The organism is Paenibacillus paridis (assembly GCF_006345825.1).
Classification (GTDB): Bacteria; Bacillota; Bacilli; order Paenibacillales; family Paenibacillaceae; genus Pristimantibacillus; species Pristimantibacillus paridis.
Map to the genome: position 1 here is coordinate 22,024 of NZ_VCIX01000078.1, position 19,535 is coordinate 41,558.

The following is a 19,535-nucleotide window of genomic DNA, read 5'->3' on the forward strand; positions in this document are numbered from 1 at the left end:
CCAGCGGGGCTTGTGTCTTCTTGCTTGTTAGCGATCAGCCCGATCGTTCGGACTGCTGATTTTAATCAATCGGCTGTCAGGGTCCCATTCAATTTTATTCTCCAATGCCTCTATGACAAAACGCAAAGGCACCATAGTCATCGTATTGATAATCATCGGGGGATACTCCAGTGTGACAGCCCGGCCGTCGATGAATGCCTCTTTTTCCCTAATGGTTAGGTTAAGAGTGTGACCAGCCGTCGAGATCGTCATCTTCCCTTGTATGTACGATACTTTTGCACCCAGTTCATTAAATGTACTCCTCAGCGGTACGAACGTAACGCCTTTATAGATATACGGATTCGCAGTAAGCGGAAGTTGCTTTCCGTTCAGTTGTACATTGATGGCCTTCATCACCTGCCGCAGCTTTGGGTCCATCTCAGCGTAAGGGATATTCATTTGGTTATAGTAGTCCATAACCGATTCATTTCCCGCTGCAATTCCGAACGGAACCTTCGTCCAGAGCGTCCCGTCTTTTTTTACGATCATCAATTGGTCTTGACTGACCGAATGGACTGCAAAATCTTTAACATCTGAAATGCCTGCTATTTGGAAGGGATAGTTGCGAGTTGTGTCCGGACTATATAAGGCGCTTAAGGTACCGTCAGCATATAGAGCTGCACAAGCAAAGTTTCCGCAATCAATATCAATGGCTGAGGAAGCAAGCTTCTTCCGTTTTAATCCTTGTTGTAACTCCCATACCGTGCCGTCTTGCTCCAACACGAATGTTTTTTCCCATGTGCCATCAACCTTCTTGCCCTTTATACCCTCAAGTTTAACCGGATACATCAGAAACGGGATTTCGTCGCCCCAGCCATAATAATGACCCCATAACCATGTCTCTCCTTGGTTATTGATTGCAGCCGAGGAGAAGCTTCCTGCATGAACGGAAACGATATTCTTAAGCCCTTCTACTTGTTTGGGAACAGCAGCCTTGCTGAACAGTTCTCGGTAATCTGCAGGTTTATATGCGTTTACGTCAATTCTTCCTGATTCTCCAAACGAAGTGCTTCCCCAAGTCCAAACGGTACCATCTGCCTTTAATGCCAAATGATGCCCTTCATTGGATGCGATATCAATGATATCGGCTAAATGATGAACTTGTGCAGGCGCTATAACAAGATCATCATCTTTTTCATTATATGTCCCTAATCCGTTCAGTCCGTTACCATTACCGCCCCAATACCACACCGTTCCATCTTTTTTGAGAACCATGGTGTACCCGTCAAATTGAATCTTTGCCGCATCACTAAACACAGGTACGGCAGCCGACTTAAATCCTTTCGTATTATCGCCGAGCTCACCATAATCGTTCGCACCCCAGCTCCATACGGTACCCTGATTGTCCAAGGCTACTCCATTTCCCCCGCTCATCTCAACCTGAGTAATGCCAGTGAGAAATTTATTAGTAGGACTCCCTTCCGCCGCTTGCATTGAATTAACAGGTAAGCTTAACACGGCCACAATAAAAACAAATACTAGCATTGCCGTTTGTTGTACCCTAACTGCCTTCATCCTCATCTCTTCGATCCTCCCATCGCCATACTATCGTTCGACTCCTTCATATATAAACGAACAGTACATCAGACTTGTTGCAATTTATTCTATTTTTGGAAATGTAATTCTCTTGGATTGGAAAAGGAATCGATTTGTATAATACGAGAAAGAGGAATAATGCACATCAATCTGCATCCCTGTACGGACTCAGCTGATCTTTGCTTCACTTCAAATCAATTAGTAGGAAATCATACCGTTAATTTAGGGGAATTCAGCTTTTTCTGTAGTTTAGAAGGAATTTCTCCCTCTAATATCAGGGTTTCTGCACCATATCGGGTAAATCCATAACATTAACAGGACTATTTCCAGCTAATTCATATCCTAGCCGAATAACGCTATTTTAACGAGAAAAATTCCTTCTAAATGAGTAAATTATTCGAACTTTGATTCATAAATTGAACCACACACAACTATGAGGTGCTCTTTGGGTGCTCTTTGGGTGCTCTTTGGGTGCTCTTTGGGTGCTCTTTGGGTGCTCTTTGGGTGCTCTTTGGGTGCGCTCTTTAAGTTAATCATTTGTCTGCCCCTTCAGGTGCTCCTATAGTCGCTCCAACCTGCCTCCCTTCCAAAATAAAAAAGGAGGAGCCTAAGCTCCTCCTCCACTTTGGTTACTCCTCTACCTTGCTAAGCCCGGCGTCCGAGCGCACCTTAAGGCGATACTCCTGCGGCGAGATGCCCTCCAGCTCCTTGAACACGCGTGAGAACTGCTTGCTGTTCTCAAAGCCGACGGCGTTGCCGATCTCCTGCATCTTCCTGCTGCCCTCGAGCAGCAGCTCCTTGCTTTTGCGGATGCGCACTTTCTTCAGAAAGCCGACGAAATTTTCACCCGTATGCACTTTGAAGGCCTCGCTGAAGTAGGAGTAATTCAAACCGACATGATTGCTGACTACAGCCATATTCAGGGGACGATAGTAATTATCCTCCATATACGCGACCGCCGCTTTAATCTCCGAATGCTCGCTATACGCTGAGCGGATGCCGCGGACATAATCGTTTACGCTTGCCAGAAGTAGCTCCAGGCTCCGGTAATAGTCGTGAAAGCTGCGGAAATTGTCCATACTGCCTACTTTCCGGTACAGCTTCAGCACCTCGATGGACTCTTCACCATAAATGCGAAACACTTCATCGAGCACCTGTTCATTGATCATTTGGCCTACGCGCTTTAAATAGTCAATATTGACATCCGGAATGTCCTCGATATGAAAGATCTGCTTCAGCAGCTCCTGAATCTCCCGCTCCCGATCCGTCCCCAGCATATTGCCGAGCTTTCGAATATCCTCGTCCGGTACCGGATAGGATTGTTGTTTCTCTCGAATATCCTCGTGCCTTAGCAGGCGGCAGTTCGAATAAAGGAACGAATATTGCAAAGCCGTACCTGCCTGCTTGTAACATTCATATAAATCCTCCAGCCGCTGTCCCTCCGCACTTATTCCCATGCGCAGGCCCTCCAAATCGATACCGCCTGCCTGTCTGAACAACTCCACAAACCGAAATGCGGGACTGCCAATAAGAACAAGCTTGTTCTCGCTATCCAGAAACGAGACATCCAGCGCACCCTCAATGGGCTGCAGCATTTTCTCCACAAGCAGCTTGAATTCTTCCTTGTTCATCGAGTCGCCATTCTCCGATTTATAACTCAAGACAGCGACAGTAAATGGCAGTGTAAATTGCTCAAATCCGATTTTGGCTTCAAAATCGCTTTCATTCTCCATGTATGGCTCGCCCTGCCTAAACCACTCTCTTAGCCCATTGATTCGGAGCTGTTCGCGGTACGTATCGCTTATAGCTACCCGCTCGGCCAGCTCCGCTCGTTTTTGCAGCGTGATCTCGCTATTGCGCAGCGAATCGAACAGCTCGTCACGGCGGATCGGCTTCAGCAAATAGTTTTTCACCTGATATTCGATGGCCGCTTTGGCGTATGCAAAATCATCATACCCGCTTAAAATAACAAAAATCGGCTTTTGCTCGGACTCTTCTTCTTTCGTCAGCCGCTTGATCAGTTCAATGCCATCGATCCCAGGCATCCGAATATCCGTTAAAATAATATCGGCCCGTTCGCGCTCATATTGGGCTAGCGCATCTTCCCCATGAATGGCCGTCCGGATCTCATATTGCTCCGGAAACTCCCGTTCAATCATGGTTTTGAGCCCTAATCGGATATTTTTCTCATCGTCGACGATTAACAACTTCATCATGGCCTGAGCCTCCTCCCATTAACAGCACCTTAGGAAGGGTAATCACTACTTCTGTAAAATGCCCTTCGCTGCTATATACCTTTAGTCCGTATCGCTCTCCATAATACAGCCGAATACGTTGATGGACGTTGCGCAACCCAATGCCGAACGTTTGCTTCCTATTAATCATTTCCGTCGTCGATGGCCCATTGCCGCTCTCATCGCTACGAATCATTTCATTTAACCGATTCAGCCGCTCAGCTTCAATGCCTCTGCCATTATCCCTAAGCGAGATGATGATCCCATCGTCCTCCTTCTCGGAAACATCAATTCGGATGCCGCTCTGGCTCGCTTCCATCCCCATCCATGCATGCTTGACCGCATTTTCAATGATCGGTTGCAAAGACATTTTCAGCACTTCAATCTCCATCAGCCTTGGTGGAATGTTGAGCTCCAGCTGAATAGGCTCGTCAAAACGGATATTCATGACCGCAATATAATTTTGAATATGGCGAATCTCATCCTGCAAGCTGACATACTCGCCCGACCATTTGAAGTTGTAGCGCATCATTCCGCCAAGCGAAGTAAGCGAATCCGAAATGGTCCGCTGGTTTTCCATCTCCGCCAACATCTTAATATTCTCAAGCGTGTTGTAGAGGAAATGAGAGTCGATTTGGCTGTGCAAGGTGCGAAGCTCGGCTTCCTTTGTCAACGCCTGCTTCTTCACTCCCTGCGCAATCAATTCATTAATGGTATGAATCAATTTATTAAAATGATGGGCCAGCTCCCCGACTTCGCCACCCCCGCCTAGCGGGAGGCCTGTCGGCATCTCTCCCCTTCGGACCTTCTTCATCGCTTCCGTCAAACGGCTCAGGTTTTTGAGAATAAAAGCATTCATCAGGTAAGTAATGACCGACAACAGCCCGATCAGAATAAGGTTAACGGCAATAATTTGTTTTTCTGCTTTGGAAATATGCTCGCTAACCGCCTGCAAGGAGACCACATTCAATAGCTCGGCATTCGCTTGCTCCAGAGGCGCAGATATAAGCAGGTACGGATGCTGATCGACCATAAACCTTTTTTCGGCAATCCCATGTTTGTTCATTTCCGCAAACTCATTCAAGATCGCTTCGCGCAGCTCCGGGTCCCTGCCAACAAAAGGCTGATTCTCATCGAAAAAAATAGTACCGTTGCCATCCGATAGCATCATTTGCGAGCCCTCATCCTTTACACTCGCAAACGCCTTAGGCGAGAACTGCTTGAGCAGCATTTCCACTTGAATGACACCGATTCGCGTGCTCCCGGATTGAATCGCCCGTACAAGCGAAACCTTTGGCAGCTGGTCCGTCCCCTCTGTCACGTTCCGGTGTAAAATATCGGGGTCCTGGTCTTTGAACAGCCACAGCTCCTGATCTCCCAGCCTGTCCAGTTCGGCATACCAAGGCTCTTTCTGAATCCGTCGTTCGTGGAAAATAATCGGCCAAATTTCCGAGATATGAACATTATTGGCAAATAAGCGCAAATGAATAATGTTGGGGTTATTGGTTTGAATATTAATCATATCCGTCAGCGGGCCCCGGTAAAGATCAAGCAGCTCCTCCACCGGCAGATCTGCCTTCACCGACACATACTCCAATATTTCCGGCTTCGAGACGGTGAGCTGGGCAGCAAGCTCCATCGCTTCAATCTGGTTCACGATATTCACTTTTTCCATCTCAAGCGAATATTGCCCTTGCTTCAGGGTATCGTTGATATAGCTGTCCCTGATCTGGCTGAACAGATAATTCGATACCCCTATGCTTGGGATCAAGAGAATAACGATATATGCCGCGACCAACCGGCTCTGCATCGACCTGCGACCGAGCCAGGTTGCCGCCGATTGAACAAATGATTTTAGCTTTCTGCCCATTCCTGCTCACGTCCGCCCTAAATATAATTGACTGTTATGACTCTCTCATGCGGCAAAAAGCACCCCAGACCGTTTCCGGATCTAGAGCACCTTCGCTTTGGGCCTTCCTCCAATAAGGAGCTGTAACCCGACTATTTCGTAGCTTCTTCTAGCTTAGCCACGTTAACTTCATACTGCTTCTGCTTGAATGTCTGAACCTTGCTGAAGCCTAATGCTTCGCGCTTAGCCAGATGCTCATCCCAGAGCTTATCAAATTCGGCATCGGATTTGGCAAGCAGCAGCTTTGGAAGCACTTTGCCAAACTCTTGGCCTATCTTCGTATTCATAATGCCTTCTTCCGAAGTGCCCGTAGGGTTTAGCTGATCAAATTCAGACAAGCTAACCGATTTGCCGCGCGTCCAATCTTCAAGCTGCTTGAACGGCTCCACCGCTGGCGGCGACCAAATTGGCGTAAGGTTTGTGTCCATCATCATCCAGAACGTATGGGAGGCGCCGAGCTGCTTGTCAAATGCACCGCGATCGGAATTAAGCAAATCAAGTGCTTCTGGAAGGAATTGGTCCTTGCCATCGATGTTATCCCACGTCACGCCTTGTTTGCCGAAGAACGTGTCATGCTGCCCTTCTTCAGAGATCATGTAATCTAGGAAACGAATCGCACGCGCTTTGTCTTTTACGTTTTTGGAAATCAGCGTTACCGTCCAGCCTGAAATCGATGGCCCAGCCAGTGTAGGCTGATCTAAATTAGCGTTGGCAGGTCCATCTACAGCAATGTAAATGGAGTTAGGATCATTGGCGTACAGAGCATTTTGCTGGTTGGCAAGATCGGATCTGGCGTACAGCATCGCAAAGTAACGGCCCTGCGCGATTTTCTCTTCCATTTGTGGACGCTTGTCAATAAAGATATCCTTCGATAGAAGCCCGTTTTCATTGGCTTGACGCATCGTTTTGAGCCATTTCACATACTCAGGATCGGTGTCGCGGTCATACAATTGTCCATCCTTCGCATAAGGAATAGCCAGGAAGTTCTGGATGTAGTGCTGCAGGGATGCGTTGCCCGTGTCGCTGAAATCGTACATGCCAAGCGGAATCAATGGCTGTCCGTTAACGTCCGGATACATTTTTTTGGCATCCTCCAGCGCTTTCAAGAAGCCTTCCGGCGTACGCATATCTGGTTTTCCAAGCGCTTCATACATATCCTTGCGCACTAGGAAGGTTTGGGTCGATACGATATTGTCCCCAAACTTCTCATAGTCCTTCGGAGAAGAGGACGAGTTCGGATAGCCGTATACATTGCCGTCCTCCTGCTTGTACCAAGAAAGCTTGGCAGGGTCCGTTACTTTGTAGAAATAAGGATCGTATTGGTCAGCGAGCTCGTTGAGCGGAAGCACAAGGCCGCCTTCGATCATTTTCTTAACCGCTTCCTCGTACCAGCCCAGCGTAATAAAGTCCGGCAGGCTGCCCGAAGCGATCATCGTATTCATTTTCTCTGCTTCGTTACCAGCAGGAACGATGAAATTTACGTTAACGCCGGTTTTTTCGGTAATATATTTGGAGGTAGCGTCAACGCCCCATTTGTTCGGAAACCACGAAAAATTGATATACCAGTCGAAGGTAATCGGGCTTTTGTCCACTTCCCAGCCCTTATCGTCCTGCGTCAGCTTTACATCCTCAGCGGGAGCCTTGCCTGTCTCATTGTTGCTATTCTTGCTGTTGCCGCCCGAGGAGCAAGCGGTCGTAATCACCATAACCGCAGCGATCATGAGCATCAACAGGTTCTTGACCTTTGGTTTCTTGTTCATGTTTGTAATCCCCTTCTCTGTATGAATGATTATATATGCAATCTTCCGCTCGATAAAGGGCAGAAGGAAATGCCGCCATCTAGCCTTTAATCGAACCAATCATCATGCCTTTGACAAAATACTTCTGTAAGAACGGATAAGCAAGCACAATTGGCAGTGTTGTGACGACCATCGTTGCCAGCTTAATCGACTGTGTCGTTACCGATTTGCCGATGCCACCCGGGATAGCCGCGAGCATCTGGCTGGAGCTGGACTGCGCAACCACGCGATACAAATACGTCTGGACCGGCTGCAAATCCATATTGTTCATATAGATCACGCCTGCAAAATAATCATTCCATTGGTATACGCCGTGGAACAACGCAATCGTAGCGATGACCGGCATCGACACCGGTAGGATGACCTTAATGAAGATCAGCCAGTCATTGGCCCCGTCAATCCGCGCTGCTTCCTCCAGCCCGTCCGGAATATCCCGGAAGAAGGTCATGAAGATGATTAGATCGAAGAAGCTAAACATCGCCGGAATAATGTAGACTAGGAAATTATCGAGCAAGTGCAGATCCTTCATAAGCAGATAGGTCGGAATGAGTCCGCCTCCGAAGAACAACGTTACCGTACCGAAGAGAATATAGATTTTGCCGCCAATCAGCCCTCTGCGGGAGAAGGCATAAGCAACCATCGCCGTGAAAAAGACGTGAAGCACCGTACCCAGCAGCGTCTTGGCAACCGTAATGCCCATCGCGGTCATAATGCCGCTGCTTTGAAACACCGCATCGAAGCTCTCGAAGCTGAATACCCGCGGCCACCAATAAATGCCGCCGCGCATGCCGTCTTGCCCCTCATTAAATGCATTTACGAGCACGTACCATATGGGGTAAAGCGTTGCAAAGCAAATGGCCAACATGCCAAAATTATTGAAGAGATCGAAAAGCGCTTCTCCTTTTGTTTTCCGTTTAATGCTAAACAATTTTCGCCGCCTCCGTTTCTAGAAAAGTGAAGTGTCGTTCATTTTTTTCGTCACCCGGTTTGCAATCAAGAGCAGGATAAGCGCAATAACGGATTTGAACAATCCTACTGCTGTGGAGTAAGAGTACCGTCCCTGCTGCATCCCTGTCTGATAAACATAAATATCGATGACATTGCTTGCGCTTTCGTTAAGCGAGTTGCGCAGCACGAGAATTTGGTCAAAGTTGGAGTTGAGCACGCCGCTCACCGCAAGAATAAACAGAATTGAAATCGTCGATTTAATGCTCGGCAAGGTGACATACCACATTTTCTGAAAGCGGCCTGCTCCATCAATGGTAGCCGCCTCGTACATTTCCGGCGATACGCTGGCGATCGCTGCCAGATAGATAATAGCCGACCAGCCAAGCTCCTTCCAAATATCCGAGGTAATAATGATGCTCCAGAAATAGCTAGGCTCCGCGAGATACGAAATCGGTTCCTTAATGAATTTCATAGCGAGCAATAGATTGTTAATTACCCCAACGTCCGCCAGCCAAGTGGTCAAAATGCCGCCTAGGATGACCCAAGACAAGAAGTGAGGCAAATACGAAATCGTCTGAATCGCTTTCTTAAAGCCCACTGAGCGAACCTCGTTGAGAAACAAGGCGAAAATAATCGGCAGCGGAAATCCGATAGCCAGCTTAATGAGACTGATGCCAAGCGTATTCCGCATAACGTCCATGAAGCTATCATCCTGGAAAAACTCCTTAAAGTGCATGAAGCCTACCCAAGGCGCTTCGCTTATCGACTTAACGATGTTAAATTCTTTAAAAGCAATGATGACGCCATACATGGGTACGTAGTTGAAAATAATCATCCATACGACGCCAAGCAGCGCCATAATCTGAATATGACGTTGGCTGTACAATTTTCTGAGCCATTTGCTTCTCGCTGCCTTCGCATCCGCGGCAGACAGGGAAGTCGGTGCCGAATTGAGCTGTGTTTTCAAAAATATGACCTCCATGCTGATGTAAATCTAATGGGTAACGAATGTAAGCCTTTGCAACTTTTATATCCTAATTGTAGTTCGTTATTCCCACCCACGTAAGGCTTGAGATTTCGTATTCGGGTCGCCATTTTTCGGTTTTAGGCGTTTCCTGTCGGTTTTGGGCACAAAAAAGTGGTGGATGCCAAATCCTGCATCCACCACATCTATGTCACTTTTTCTTTTATTCCGCTACGGAGCCTACATCCGAAAGCAGGCTCCCTTGTCTCCGTTTCTTACGTAATCGGCCCTTCAATCGCCTTGCTCAGTTTTAAGAGGAATTCCGCCTTATTCAATTCATTATTTTGGATAAAAACTCGGTAGTCTCCATCTTCCGGAATGACAATATCGACGCTGCCCGTGCCCGATTCAATCGTTTCGCTGTATATCTCGTCCGTGGAAACGGACATGATGCCAATCTCAAGCTCTTGCTCCCTAACGCTTTCCACAGTCAACGTAAAGGTTTCCCCCTGGGTCCATGGAATAATTCCGAAATTATTGCTTCTCATCGGAGCCATCCAAATCGATAAGTTCTTGCCGTCGTTTGTCTCTATGCTGCCCGACATATTCACTTGGCTCTCCAGGGTTTTCGCATACTCCTCTGTTACGATTTCGGATTGTGCTTGATCGTTCGTTTGTTGCTTAGATCCCTTAATGACATATACGGCGCCTACTCCGATTGCTGCAACAAGTATGAAACATAAAATAAAGAAACCTTTTTTCTTTCCCGTGGAGCTTAATAAGGCATCTCTGCGAGAATTCATCGTCTTCTTTCCACCACCCTATTGGATTGCTTTACTGCTTGTCTCTTTGTTATCCACGTTAACAAATAGCTGTGGACTGCAGTTATCTAAAGTTGTATTTTATAATCGGCCACAATAATTGTCAAGTGTTGGAAATTAAGAGAAAGTATAGGCGATCGTTTATTTTGTTGCATGGTTCGTTTAACAAAACAAACGCAAAAAATGCAGAGCCATGGAGGTCCCCCTCCTATGCCCTGCATCTGAATTACGTTGTAGCCGCCTATTCCTCTTCATCCACTACGCCAAGCGCCTTGTTCTTTTCTTTAAAACGAGCATTATGGGATGATACATACGCCATTCTTGGCGCTTCTGGGTCCATAAACAGCTTTGCGCTGTTAACCGCAAGTGCCGCGTCCGTAAATGCCCCGGCAATGAGCGTGATCTTGCTGTCATAATGCGCGAAGTCTCCGGCAGCAAAAATCCCTGGCAGGTTAGACTCCAGCTTCGCATTCACATACACATTCCAGTCATCCATGCTAAGACCCCACTCTTTAATGCCGCTAAAGTCGGATTTGAGCCCATGGTTAACAATAACCGCATCCACCGTTAGCTGCTCCGAATGACCGGTCTCCAAATGCGTCACCGTTACGCGGTCAATCGTCTCGCCATTCCCGCTGTACAGTTGGCTAACCTCGCAGGTCGTCCGTACGTCTACGGAGGATTCTTTCATTTTGACAATATTTTTCTCATGTCCGCCGAATTGATCCCGACGATGCACAACCGTTACCTTCGCCGCAATCGGCTCCAGCTCATTCGCCCAGTCCACCGCAGAGTTCCCCCCGCCTGAGATGAGCACATGCTTCCCGCGGAACGGCTCAAGCTCCTGAACCGTATAATGCAGATTAGTAACTTCATACCGCTCTGCACCTTCAAGCTCCAGCTTCGCCATTTTCAAAATGCCGCGTCCGATAGCCAAAATGACCGTACGAGTCCAGTGCTTCCCGCCGCTAACGGTCTCCAGCAAATAGGTACCGTCTTCCAGCTTCTCTAGGTTGCTGACCTGCTCCCCTAGCAAAATCGTTGGATCAAACGTTTTCGCTTGCTGTTCCAGTTGAGTAATCAGCTTCTCGCACAGCGTCGGCGTCACACCTCCGACATCCCAAATCATTTTCTCCGGATAAATGAGCATGCGCCCGCCTAGGCTTTCATTCGCATCGATCAGCTTGGTCTTCAAATCCCTCATCCCGCTATAGAAAGCAGCATACATTCCTGCCGGTCCGCCGCCAATAATCGTTACATCATATAATTGCAGTTGTTCTGTCAACGTTATTCCTCCTGCTCCAGTTCGTTCATTTGATATTGATTATCAATTTCATTGTAAGCTTAGCCTCTTTTTAATAGCAATGGACAAAACGCTTCAATTTTTTGCACAAATCTTACTTTAGGCCAGTGCCTGCAAAATATCATCGATCTTCTTGGCATTCGAAATGACGCCATAGTTCATCCATGTCATAAAATCAACCTCATAGACATGCCCACCCTGTACGGCCGGGAGGGCCGACCAAACTGGATGCTGAAGGAGCGTTCTCTCCGCTCCCGCTGCCTGGCTGTGCCATTTGTCGAACGTAATGAATAAATGATCTGCCGTCAGCGCAGACAGCTCTTCCAACGTAAAGGTTTTCATTCTTGCCTGATTCTCCTCTTCGGCAGCTTCATTCATCTGATAGGGGCTGAGTCCAAGATCTCCGTAAAGAACGGCTGTCGCGAATCCACGTCCCCTATCTGTATACTGATAAACGTTATCCGCTGAAATACGCAAGAAAGCTACCGTTTCTCGCTTCCTGCTGCGTCCCAGCTTCTCGCGGGCCGCCCTCGCCTTCGCCTCATAACCCGCAATCACTTCTTCTGCCCGCTCCGAACGGCCAAAATAATCCCCAACGATCCGCAGCAGAGTCCGCCAATTGTGGCCCATCTCCTTAAGGATATGCGTCTGTGAAATTTCCTGACATTGCCGATATTCCGTATCACAATACCGGTCCAGCAGCATGATGCAATCCGGGCTATATGAGGCGAGGGGCGTAAAATCTCCATTGGACTCATCAAAAGTAGGGATGTGGTCCAGTGCTAGATAATCTTGTTTTCCCCAGACAGCATGAGAATATTGAACAACTGGCGTAATATTAAGCGCAACCATGTAATCCTCAAGAAACGGAGCAATCACTCGGGGCTGGCCGCGATGGCTGCTGCGATACTGCCCCGGCGTAATGCCAACGAATTGTTTAAATCGCCTATTAAAATAATATTCATTTGTGTAGCCAGTATACTGAGCAACAGCAGAGAGGTTGTCCTCACTGCCCGCCAACCATTTTTTCGCTTGTTCTATGCGTATGCGGTTTAAATACTGCAGCGGAACCAGCCCTGTGGCATCCTTAAAGAGACGAGTATACTTCCAGCGATCGGTACTCGCAATTGCAGCAAGCTCTCCCACAGTCAGCGCGTCACGATAATGCTCATGGATGTGTTTTATAGACAACGTTATTCCCTGCCTATCAAGCAGTTCCGGTGAATTGCCGATCGCTGCCGATTCATGATTTTGACTCAAAATGAGCAGCAGCAATTCCTGAAAACGGACATAACGGTAAAAAAGCTGCAGTTCCTCTACAGGATGGCTGTATGCGAGCAGATCCTCGAGAAGTTCCAGTACTCTTGCAAATGGCGTGCAAGCCAGCACCGTCCGATCAGGAATAATAGTAGCAGCAGCTGGCGCAAGCCCTACTTGTAATCTGAATTCAAGCAGATAATAAGAGCAGCCATAACCATCCGGCTCAATCTGGGCTTCCATTCCCGGGTGAAGAAGATAACATTTGCCTTGGATGAAAGCAAGCTGTTCCTCCTTCATCCGTATCATTCCTCTACCATTAGTCATAATCAATAGTGTAAAGCATGCCTTGTCTCCATGACTTCTCTCAGCATCGCTAACCGCACGGATAAACTCTGCTGCTTGCAAAAGGTAGAACGTAGTTGGCGCAGTCTGTGAAGAGCCTCTAGCTTGCAAATCCATATATTTAACCCCATTCTAAAAATGAGAATGATTATCACTTTTAGTGTAACGTAAATAGGGCTGCTCTTCAACCTTCGTTGAAGAGCAGCCCTATTCGAACATTCAACGGCTATTCTCGATACCAGCTGCCCTTTTTTTATGAAGCAAGCAATTTAAGCAGCTCATCCATCTTCTTGTAGTTGGAAGTTATTGCACCGGTCTGCCAATAAGATCTCTCTACCGGATAGATATGCCCCTGTTTCACCGCTTCCAGCGACTTCCAGATTGGGCTATCCAGCATTTCCTTCAAGGCCGCGGTATTCCCTTCATCGTCCCACGTACCATTAGAAGGAAGCAAAATAATGTGGTCCGCATCCAGCTCCGGAAGCGCCTCCTGCGAAAGCACCATATTTCCTTCCGTCATGGCTTCTGCATATGCTGGAGCCTTTAGTCCAAGATCTTGATAAAGAAGCTGGCCTACAAAAATATTTTTTGCTCCAAAAATATTAATCGATTGATCCGCTACATTCATTCGAAGAACGACAATTTTCTCGTCTCCCACAGCTACTCCCAGCTTAGACTTAACCTCACTGATTCGGTTATCGTAATCACTGAGCACCTTTTCGGCTTTTTCTGGTATGCCCATTAGATCAGCAATGACCGATAGCGTTTGGCGCGTATCTGCCAGCACCTCATCTGAAAGGCGATAGGTAGGCGCAATCTTCGAATACTTTTCATATTGCGCCTCATCAATCCCTCCAACCTCAATGATCAAATCCGGCTCAGCTACCACCAAAGCTTCAATGCTTCCCGTTACATCGAATAATGGAGCCTCAAGCTGCAAATAATCCTGCTTGCCCCACATCGGATTGTAATATTGAACGACTGGCGTCACACCAAGTGCAACCAAATAATCCTCCCGATACAGAGCCGTTACTCGCTTCGGGTTAGTCGGAATCTCCAGTTCGCCAAAAGCATCCTTAACGATTCGAGTAGCCGCAGTGGATTCATTCTCTGCCTTATTCGCTGCACCGCTGCTCTCTTCCGTTGGCGGCTGTGTTGTTGCGCTTTCGCTTGTATTGTCATTACCCGCTCCGCAGCCTGATAGCACGATTGCTGCGGCAAAAACAGTCATCCACCCTTTTTTCAAATAACCTGTCCAAGCCATTCCCCTATCCACTCCTATAACTTTTTCGTCACTTCAAATAATGATTATCATTCTCATTATCAATGCCATGATTGTAACCGATCTTCACTCCCGCGCTCAATGCACATTCTCGACAATACGGTTTATACAAATTCGTCTATGGCGCTTGCCTGGCGGAATCATGCTAAATTGGCTCCAATTTAGTATACAAAAAGGACCCCTACGCCAAACCCTTTTTTCAAAGTGTCCAGTGTATGGGGTACCCGTTTAATATCAAATGCAACTACTACCTAATCCAGATAATTATAGTATTCTAAAATATCCGCAATCGTTTGTTTCTGCTCTTTAGTCAGCGTGTAATCCGTCGATTTGTTGGAAATGTCCTCAAACCTAATAATGACTTCTTCTGTACTAGGAATAACCGTACTTAATAGGTTTTCATTTTTCTTATTCACATCAAGATCAATAAGCTCTGTCATTCCGGAACCAAGAATGTCAACATTATTTAATTTGTTCATAGGATTGAATTTGAGCTCTTCTAGCACTTCCCCAGCCCTTACTTTTATGCCCGTAAAGACAAATAATGCTTTGGAGGCCGGCTCCTGGTACCCTACCCGAAGCACCATATATTTATTAGAATCTTTGACGCCGATATAAGGGTAGAACACTAATCCTTTTGAAACGCCTTCTTTAGGCGAAATAAAGGTAATATTCTCTACCTTATCGTCTTTAATCTCAAACATAGCCTCAAGCTCAGCTTTACGATTGTCAATTTTAGTCTTTATTTCTGTTTTGAGCTTCGTATATTCTTCCTTGCTCTCCACTTTTATTGCTTTATCAATAGCAATATTAGCATCGATGTAGCTACCTTTTTTGAACAACTCTTGAGCCTCAGCATACAAATCTTCTTGGTCTTGAGACTTACTAGATCCTGATCCTTGTGTGCTAGTTGTGCTGGAGCCATTATCGGAATCTGTAGTCGTATCACCAAATATCGATCCAAGAACCCCAATTACAATAACAATTGCTATGAATATACCAACAACGATGAGCAAGATTTTAAGGCATCCCGGCCTTTTTTTCGCTTCCACTTCCCAATTAATCCCCCTTAAGGCTTATTCATTGGTTATATAGTAGCATCCTGCCATCCCAGTATCAACCATTTTTATATAATATTTTAATATTTTTTGTAAAAATAAGTCGAAAACTATCAAATGCTCTAAAATGGAAAATAGTATTCAATAAGTGAAAATAATCAAGCGCCTCTAAATGAACAAATCTAGTTATTAAGCTTTTTTATTTTACTTCCCATCTTCACATAACCATAACCAAGAAGAGCAAATATAAGGAAATAAATAACCGAGACCGGAATCATGATTGCCCAAAGCGCGTTCTTGAAATGAGACAGCAAATTCGACATATTCGCTATTAAAATAACTGCATTCACGAGCAGCATTAAACCCATGACCCGCTGAATGTTTTTGTAAATCGTCGTAAGGGATTCGACATCCGTATATAATTTCGGCTGTTCGCCCGGCTGCCATTCCCTGCGGAAATAGTGCCACAGCGCGCCAAAGGAGGTTACATACTCCCAGCCGGCGTCTTGATATAAAGCAATATATTCCGCCAGCTTCCCATCCTTCTTCGTAAGTCCGGACTGATGATCCAAGCCGTACGTATACCGAACGGACTTATCCCTCACGAAGCTGCTATTAAAAAAACCAGCTTTCTTAAAATGCAGCCCTTGGCTGGACATCTCGTTTAGCCATTGCTCCTCCTTCTCGTAGTCCCAGCTCATCGTTAATCTGAATTTTTTCTCCAAACGTTCTCCCATACCGCTCACTCCTTCCCCGTAATCAAAGCATTCCGACCTGCCTGCAATAGCTCCTCAAGCCGTTCAATTTCAGCCGCAACCACCGCTTTCCCATTTGGGGTAATCGCGTACATCTTACGGCGGGTATCCGCTCCTTCCGGAACGGGATGGTGATCGATAAGCCCTTTATTAAGCAGCGTATTTAGAGCCGTATATAGCGTGCCTGCTCCGATCTTGACCCTCCCCTTGCTCAGCTTCTCGGTATCCTGCATAATTCCGTACCCATGGGCGGGCTCCACATACAAAGCAATTAAAATATAGAAAAAAGCTTCCGTCAGCGGCAGCATCTCTTTCATCTCGGCTCTCCTCCTCATCTACATCGACAGTCACTATATCGTATAACGATACAATAATACATGATGTATCGAATGTCAATATAGTTTAGCGGAATTATCGTTTCTACTTGCAGAAAGTAATTCTCATATTTTATGAGAGTTTTCCCATGTACAGTTTTTGTTAAGAGAGATAGTGTAATATAAACATCATTACAGGATATTTCCAATTCTAACGCTGTATAGTGCACCAAACTGCATGCAAAAGGCTAATTTGAGAGCCACTCAGACAACACTTGAACATGCGAGTTACATAGGGAGCATTTTGATTCTGGCTGAAATGGCTGATTAGGCCCATTCCACAGGTTTCGACAAGTCGGATAGAATAGAAATAAGTTGAGGAACAAGGGAGAAGATTACGCTTTGGATAACAAAACTACACGCAGAAACACCCGTACCAAGAGCAGCTTGTCATCATTTAAGAAAGCAACATTGTCACTTTATTTGGCCGTCGTCATCATTCTCGTAGCCGTCTGCGGAGTACTCTACAGCAAATATACGAGTTTGGTCGACACCAATCTCCAATCAGCGACTGCTGAGCATTCCGACTCCAATAATCAATCCGGCAGCAGCAACTCCCCTAACTCTGATTCGGGGAATAGCGGGCTTAATGGAAATGAACCAGTTACGGATGAGCCCATTCCGGCGGGCACGGTCGATGCAGAGGAGACGCAAGAACCTGCTGAAGACGTCGAGAAGAACACGAATAATCCCGAGCCAGTAGCCACGGAAAAGCCGGTCAAGATCAAGGACGAGGCTAAGCCAACCGTTCCAGCACAAACGGAGAAACCAAGTCAAGGCCAGAAAGATAACGACAATAAACCAACAGACGAAAGCCCCGCTGTAAAGCTGCCTACGACATACGTGGTACAGAAGGGCGATACCTTGAGCACGATATCAGAAAAATTTTATCAAACCAAGGACCATTATGCGCTGCTTGCCGAGCATAACCATATTATGTTTATCAATGATATGAAAGCCGGCGATACGCTAACCATACCTGCATTGTCTTCAGGGACTGGCACATCAGGCAGCAAGCCGCAGGAAACCAAAGATTATTCCAAGATTACTTTGCCAGCCACCTATCTAATTCAAGCAGGAGATACCCTCTCCGGTGTTTCTAGAATGTTTTACAAATCAGCAGAATATGTAGATTACATTGCAGATGAAAACAAGCTGGACAAAAACAAAGGGCTAAAGGCTGGCACCAACCTTGTCATCCCTTCTCTTAAGAACTATAAGCCGGATGAATCCATCGGCTCTGGAGACGATTCGGCAGAATTTGAAGCAACAGAACATACTGTGCAAAAGGGCGAGACGCTCTACAGCATCTCCAAAATTTACTATGGCACGACCAAACACGCCATGTTTATTGCGGACTACAATCATATCGTCGATATTGATCAAGTAAAAGCAGGTACGGTACTGAAAATCCCTAAGCCGTAATCTAGGCCCTGCAGGGCCGCTTTCTGCGTAAGCCCCATCAGTATTATAAATACGACTATTCCAGCCAAAACCATCTTGGCTCTACACGGCATTCTCAGGATGTTAGCTTGAGCTTTCACTGAAGAAGAAGTTCCGCAATCGCGGGGCTTCTTCTTCTTTTTTTGGGCAGACTAGTTTTTGCGTCCCTCCATGCCCTCCAATTTCGTTTGGTGTCTGACAAAGCAATATCGCCATGAACAATTGTTCATTTTTAATTTTACATATGTTCATAAGCGTGTTATTATAATCTTGCATTTGAGGATTCGTATAAGGGGAAGGTGAACTGGCTATGTTAAATTTGTCCGAAATGATTGATCATACGCTTTTGCGTGCTGATGCAACAAAAGCTGAGATTACAAAATTAACGGAAGAAGCGAAAAAATATCAATTTGCTTCCGTTTGCGTTAACCCTACTTGGGTAGCTTACTCCGCTGAACAGCTGACCGGCAGTACGGTAAAGGTTTGCACCGTCATCGGCTTTCCACTCGGAGCATCGGCAACAGAAACAAAGGCTTTCGAAGCTAAGCAAGCTATTGCATGCGGTGCGACAGAGGTCGATATGGTCATTAATATAGGTGCCCTGAAAGATGGCGATGACGAATTTGTAAAAAAAGATATTCAAGCCGTTGTCGAAGCAGCTGCAGGAAAAGCGATTGTCAAAGTCATTATCGAAACCTCGCTTCTTACGGATGACGAGAAAATCCGCGCTTGCCAGATGTCCGTTCAAGCAGGTGCCGATTTCGTGAAAACCTCAACAGGCTTCTCTACAGGCGGAGCGACCGCAGAGGACGTTGCTCTTATGCGCAAAACCGTTGGGGACAAGCTTGGAGTAAAAGCATCCGGCGGCATTCGCAATCTTGAAGATATGGAAAAAATGATTGCGGCAGGCGCGTCCAGAATTGGTGCCAGCTCAGGCGTGAAAATTATGGAAGGCGAGCAATCGACCTCTTCTTATTAATATAAATAATGGCGCTGCTCCCCAAGGAGCAGCTTACAGGAGGCAAGGACGGATGAAGGAACAGTTGATAAAAGAAGCGATTGAAGCACGTCAACACGCTCATATCCCCTATTCGCACTTTGCAGTAGGTGCGGCCATAATGACAGGCAGCAAACGGATATACCGCGGCTGTAACGTTGAGAACGCCTCGTTTGGACTCACGAACTGCGCGGAGCGTACAGCTATTTTCAAAGCGGTGTCCGAAGGCGACCGCGTGATCGAAGCGATTGCCGTAGCAGCGGATACCGAAGGCCCGATTTCCCCTTGCGGCGCATGTCGGCAGGTCATGGCAGAATTCTGTGATGAGAATACGAAAATTTATTTGACGAACCTGCATGGCGATACGGAAGAATGGACGATGGCACAGCTGCTTCCCGGTGCTTTTCTTGCCACTGACATGAAAAAGTAAATGATAGTCCGATAGATTTGTAAGCGCTTTATAGCAATGCT

16 protein-coding genes are annotated in these 19,535 nt (G+C 46.5%); 3 read left to right on the forward strand and 13 right to left on the reverse strand.

The window, feature by feature from the left end; all coding sequences use genetic code 11:
- Positions 1-27: 27 nt before the first annotated feature.
- The 13 genes from FJQ58_RS08265 to FJQ58_RS08325 form a co-directional block, all read right to left on the reverse strand.
- The gene (locus FJQ58_RS08265; protein ID WP_139992202.1) at positions 28-1,560 is read right to left on the reverse strand and encodes a stalk domain-containing protein; all 1,533 of its coding nucleotides are present in this window, start codon (positions 1,558-1,560) and stop codon (positions 28-30) included.
- Between the two features lie 644 nt (positions 1,561-2,204).
- The gene (locus tag FJQ58_RS08270; RefSeq protein WP_139992204.1) at positions 2,205-3,791 is read right to left on the reverse strand and encodes a response regulator transcription factor; all 1,587 of its coding nucleotides are present in this window, start codon (positions 3,789-3,791) and stop codon (positions 2,205-2,207) included.
- A complete protein-coding gene (locus FJQ58_RS08275) occupies positions 3,763-5,679 on the reverse strand; it encodes a cache domain-containing sensor histidine kinase (RefSeq protein WP_139992206.1) in 1,917 nt (638 codons plus the stop codon). Before FJQ58_RS08275 ends, FJQ58_RS08270 begins: the two co-directional genes overlap by 29 nt.
- Before the next feature lie 131 nt (positions 5,680-5,810).
- Complete coding sequence (locus FJQ58_RS08280; RefSeq protein WP_139992208.1) at positions 5,811-7,478, reverse strand: extracellular solute-binding protein; 1,668 nt, start codon at positions 7,476-7,478, stop codon at positions 5,811-5,813.
- 79 nt (positions 7,479-7,557) lie between these two features.
- Positions 7,558-8,382, reverse strand: coding sequence for a carbohydrate ABC transporter permease (locus tag FJQ58_RS08285; protein ID WP_420799820.1), 825 nt, complete (start codon positions 8,380-8,382; stop codon positions 7,558-7,560).
- Positions 8,383-8,463: 81 nt separating this feature from the next.
- Positions 8,464-9,399 (reverse strand): ABC transporter permease, encoded by a 936-nt coding sequence (locus tag FJQ58_RS08290; RefSeq protein ID WP_238403911.1) that lies wholly within the window; start codon positions 9,397-9,399, stop codon positions 8,464-8,466.
- Positions 9,400-9,704: 305 nt separating this feature from the next.
- Entirely contained in the window at positions 9,705-10,232 is a 528-nt protein-coding gene (locus tag FJQ58_RS08295) for a hypothetical protein (RefSeq protein ID WP_139992214.1), read from the reverse strand.
- A gap of 259 nt (positions 10,233-10,491) precedes the next feature.
- Positions 10,492-11,535, reverse strand: coding sequence for an NAD(P)/FAD-dependent oxidoreductase (locus tag FJQ58_RS08300; RefSeq protein WP_139992216.1), 1,044 nt, complete (start codon positions 11,533-11,535; stop codon positions 10,492-10,494).
- 117 nt (positions 11,536-11,652) lie between these two features.
- A complete protein-coding gene (locus FJQ58_RS08305) occupies positions 11,653-13,272 on the reverse strand; it encodes an AraC family transcriptional regulator (protein ID WP_139992218.1) in 1,620 nt (539 codons plus the stop codon).
- Between the two features lie 136 nt (positions 13,273-13,408).
- Positions 13,409-14,419, reverse strand: a complete 1,011-nt coding sequence (locus FJQ58_RS08310; RefSeq protein WP_139992220.1) for an ABC transporter substrate-binding protein — start codon at positions 14,417-14,419, stop codon at positions 13,409-13,411.
- A gap of 269 nt (positions 14,420-14,688) precedes the next feature.
- Entirely contained in the window at positions 14,689-15,489 is an 801-nt protein-coding gene (locus FJQ58_RS08315) for a hypothetical protein (protein ID WP_139992222.1), read from the reverse strand.
- 188 nt (positions 15,490-15,677) lie between these two features.
- Complete coding sequence (locus tag FJQ58_RS08320) at positions 15,678-16,232, reverse strand: DUF2812 domain-containing protein (RefSeq protein WP_139992224.1); 555 nt, start codon at positions 16,230-16,232, stop codon at positions 15,678-15,680.
- Between the two features lie 5 nt (positions 16,233-16,237).
- Positions 16,238-16,567, reverse strand: a complete 330-nt coding sequence (locus tag FJQ58_RS08325; RefSeq protein WP_139992226.1) for a PadR family transcriptional regulator — start codon at positions 16,565-16,567, stop codon at positions 16,238-16,240.
- A 399-nt stretch (positions 16,568-16,966) separates the two neighbouring features.
- On the opposite strand from FJQ58_RS08325, the gene FJQ58_RS08330 reads away from it, so the two are divergent.
- The 3 genes from FJQ58_RS08330 to FJQ58_RS08340 all read left to right on the forward strand — a co-directional run bounded on the left by FJQ58_RS08330 (position 16,967) and on the right by FJQ58_RS08340 (position 19,494).
- Complete coding sequence (locus tag FJQ58_RS08330; RefSeq protein ID WP_162341387.1) at positions 16,967-18,049, forward strand: LysM peptidoglycan-binding domain-containing protein; 1,083 nt, start codon at positions 16,967-16,969, stop codon at positions 18,047-18,049.
- Positions 18,050-18,377: 328 nt separating this feature from the next.
- Positions 18,378-19,046, forward strand: coding sequence for a deoxyribose-phosphate aldolase (gene deoC, locus FJQ58_RS08335; RefSeq protein ID WP_139992230.1), 669 nt, complete (start codon positions 18,378-18,380; stop codon positions 19,044-19,046).
- Position 19,047: 1 nt separating this feature from the next.
- Positions 19,048-19,494, forward strand: a complete 447-nt coding sequence (locus tag FJQ58_RS08340; protein WP_139992232.1) for a cytidine deaminase — start codon at positions 19,048-19,050, stop codon at positions 19,492-19,494.
- The last annotated feature ends 41 nt before the right edge of the window (positions 19,495-19,535 follow it).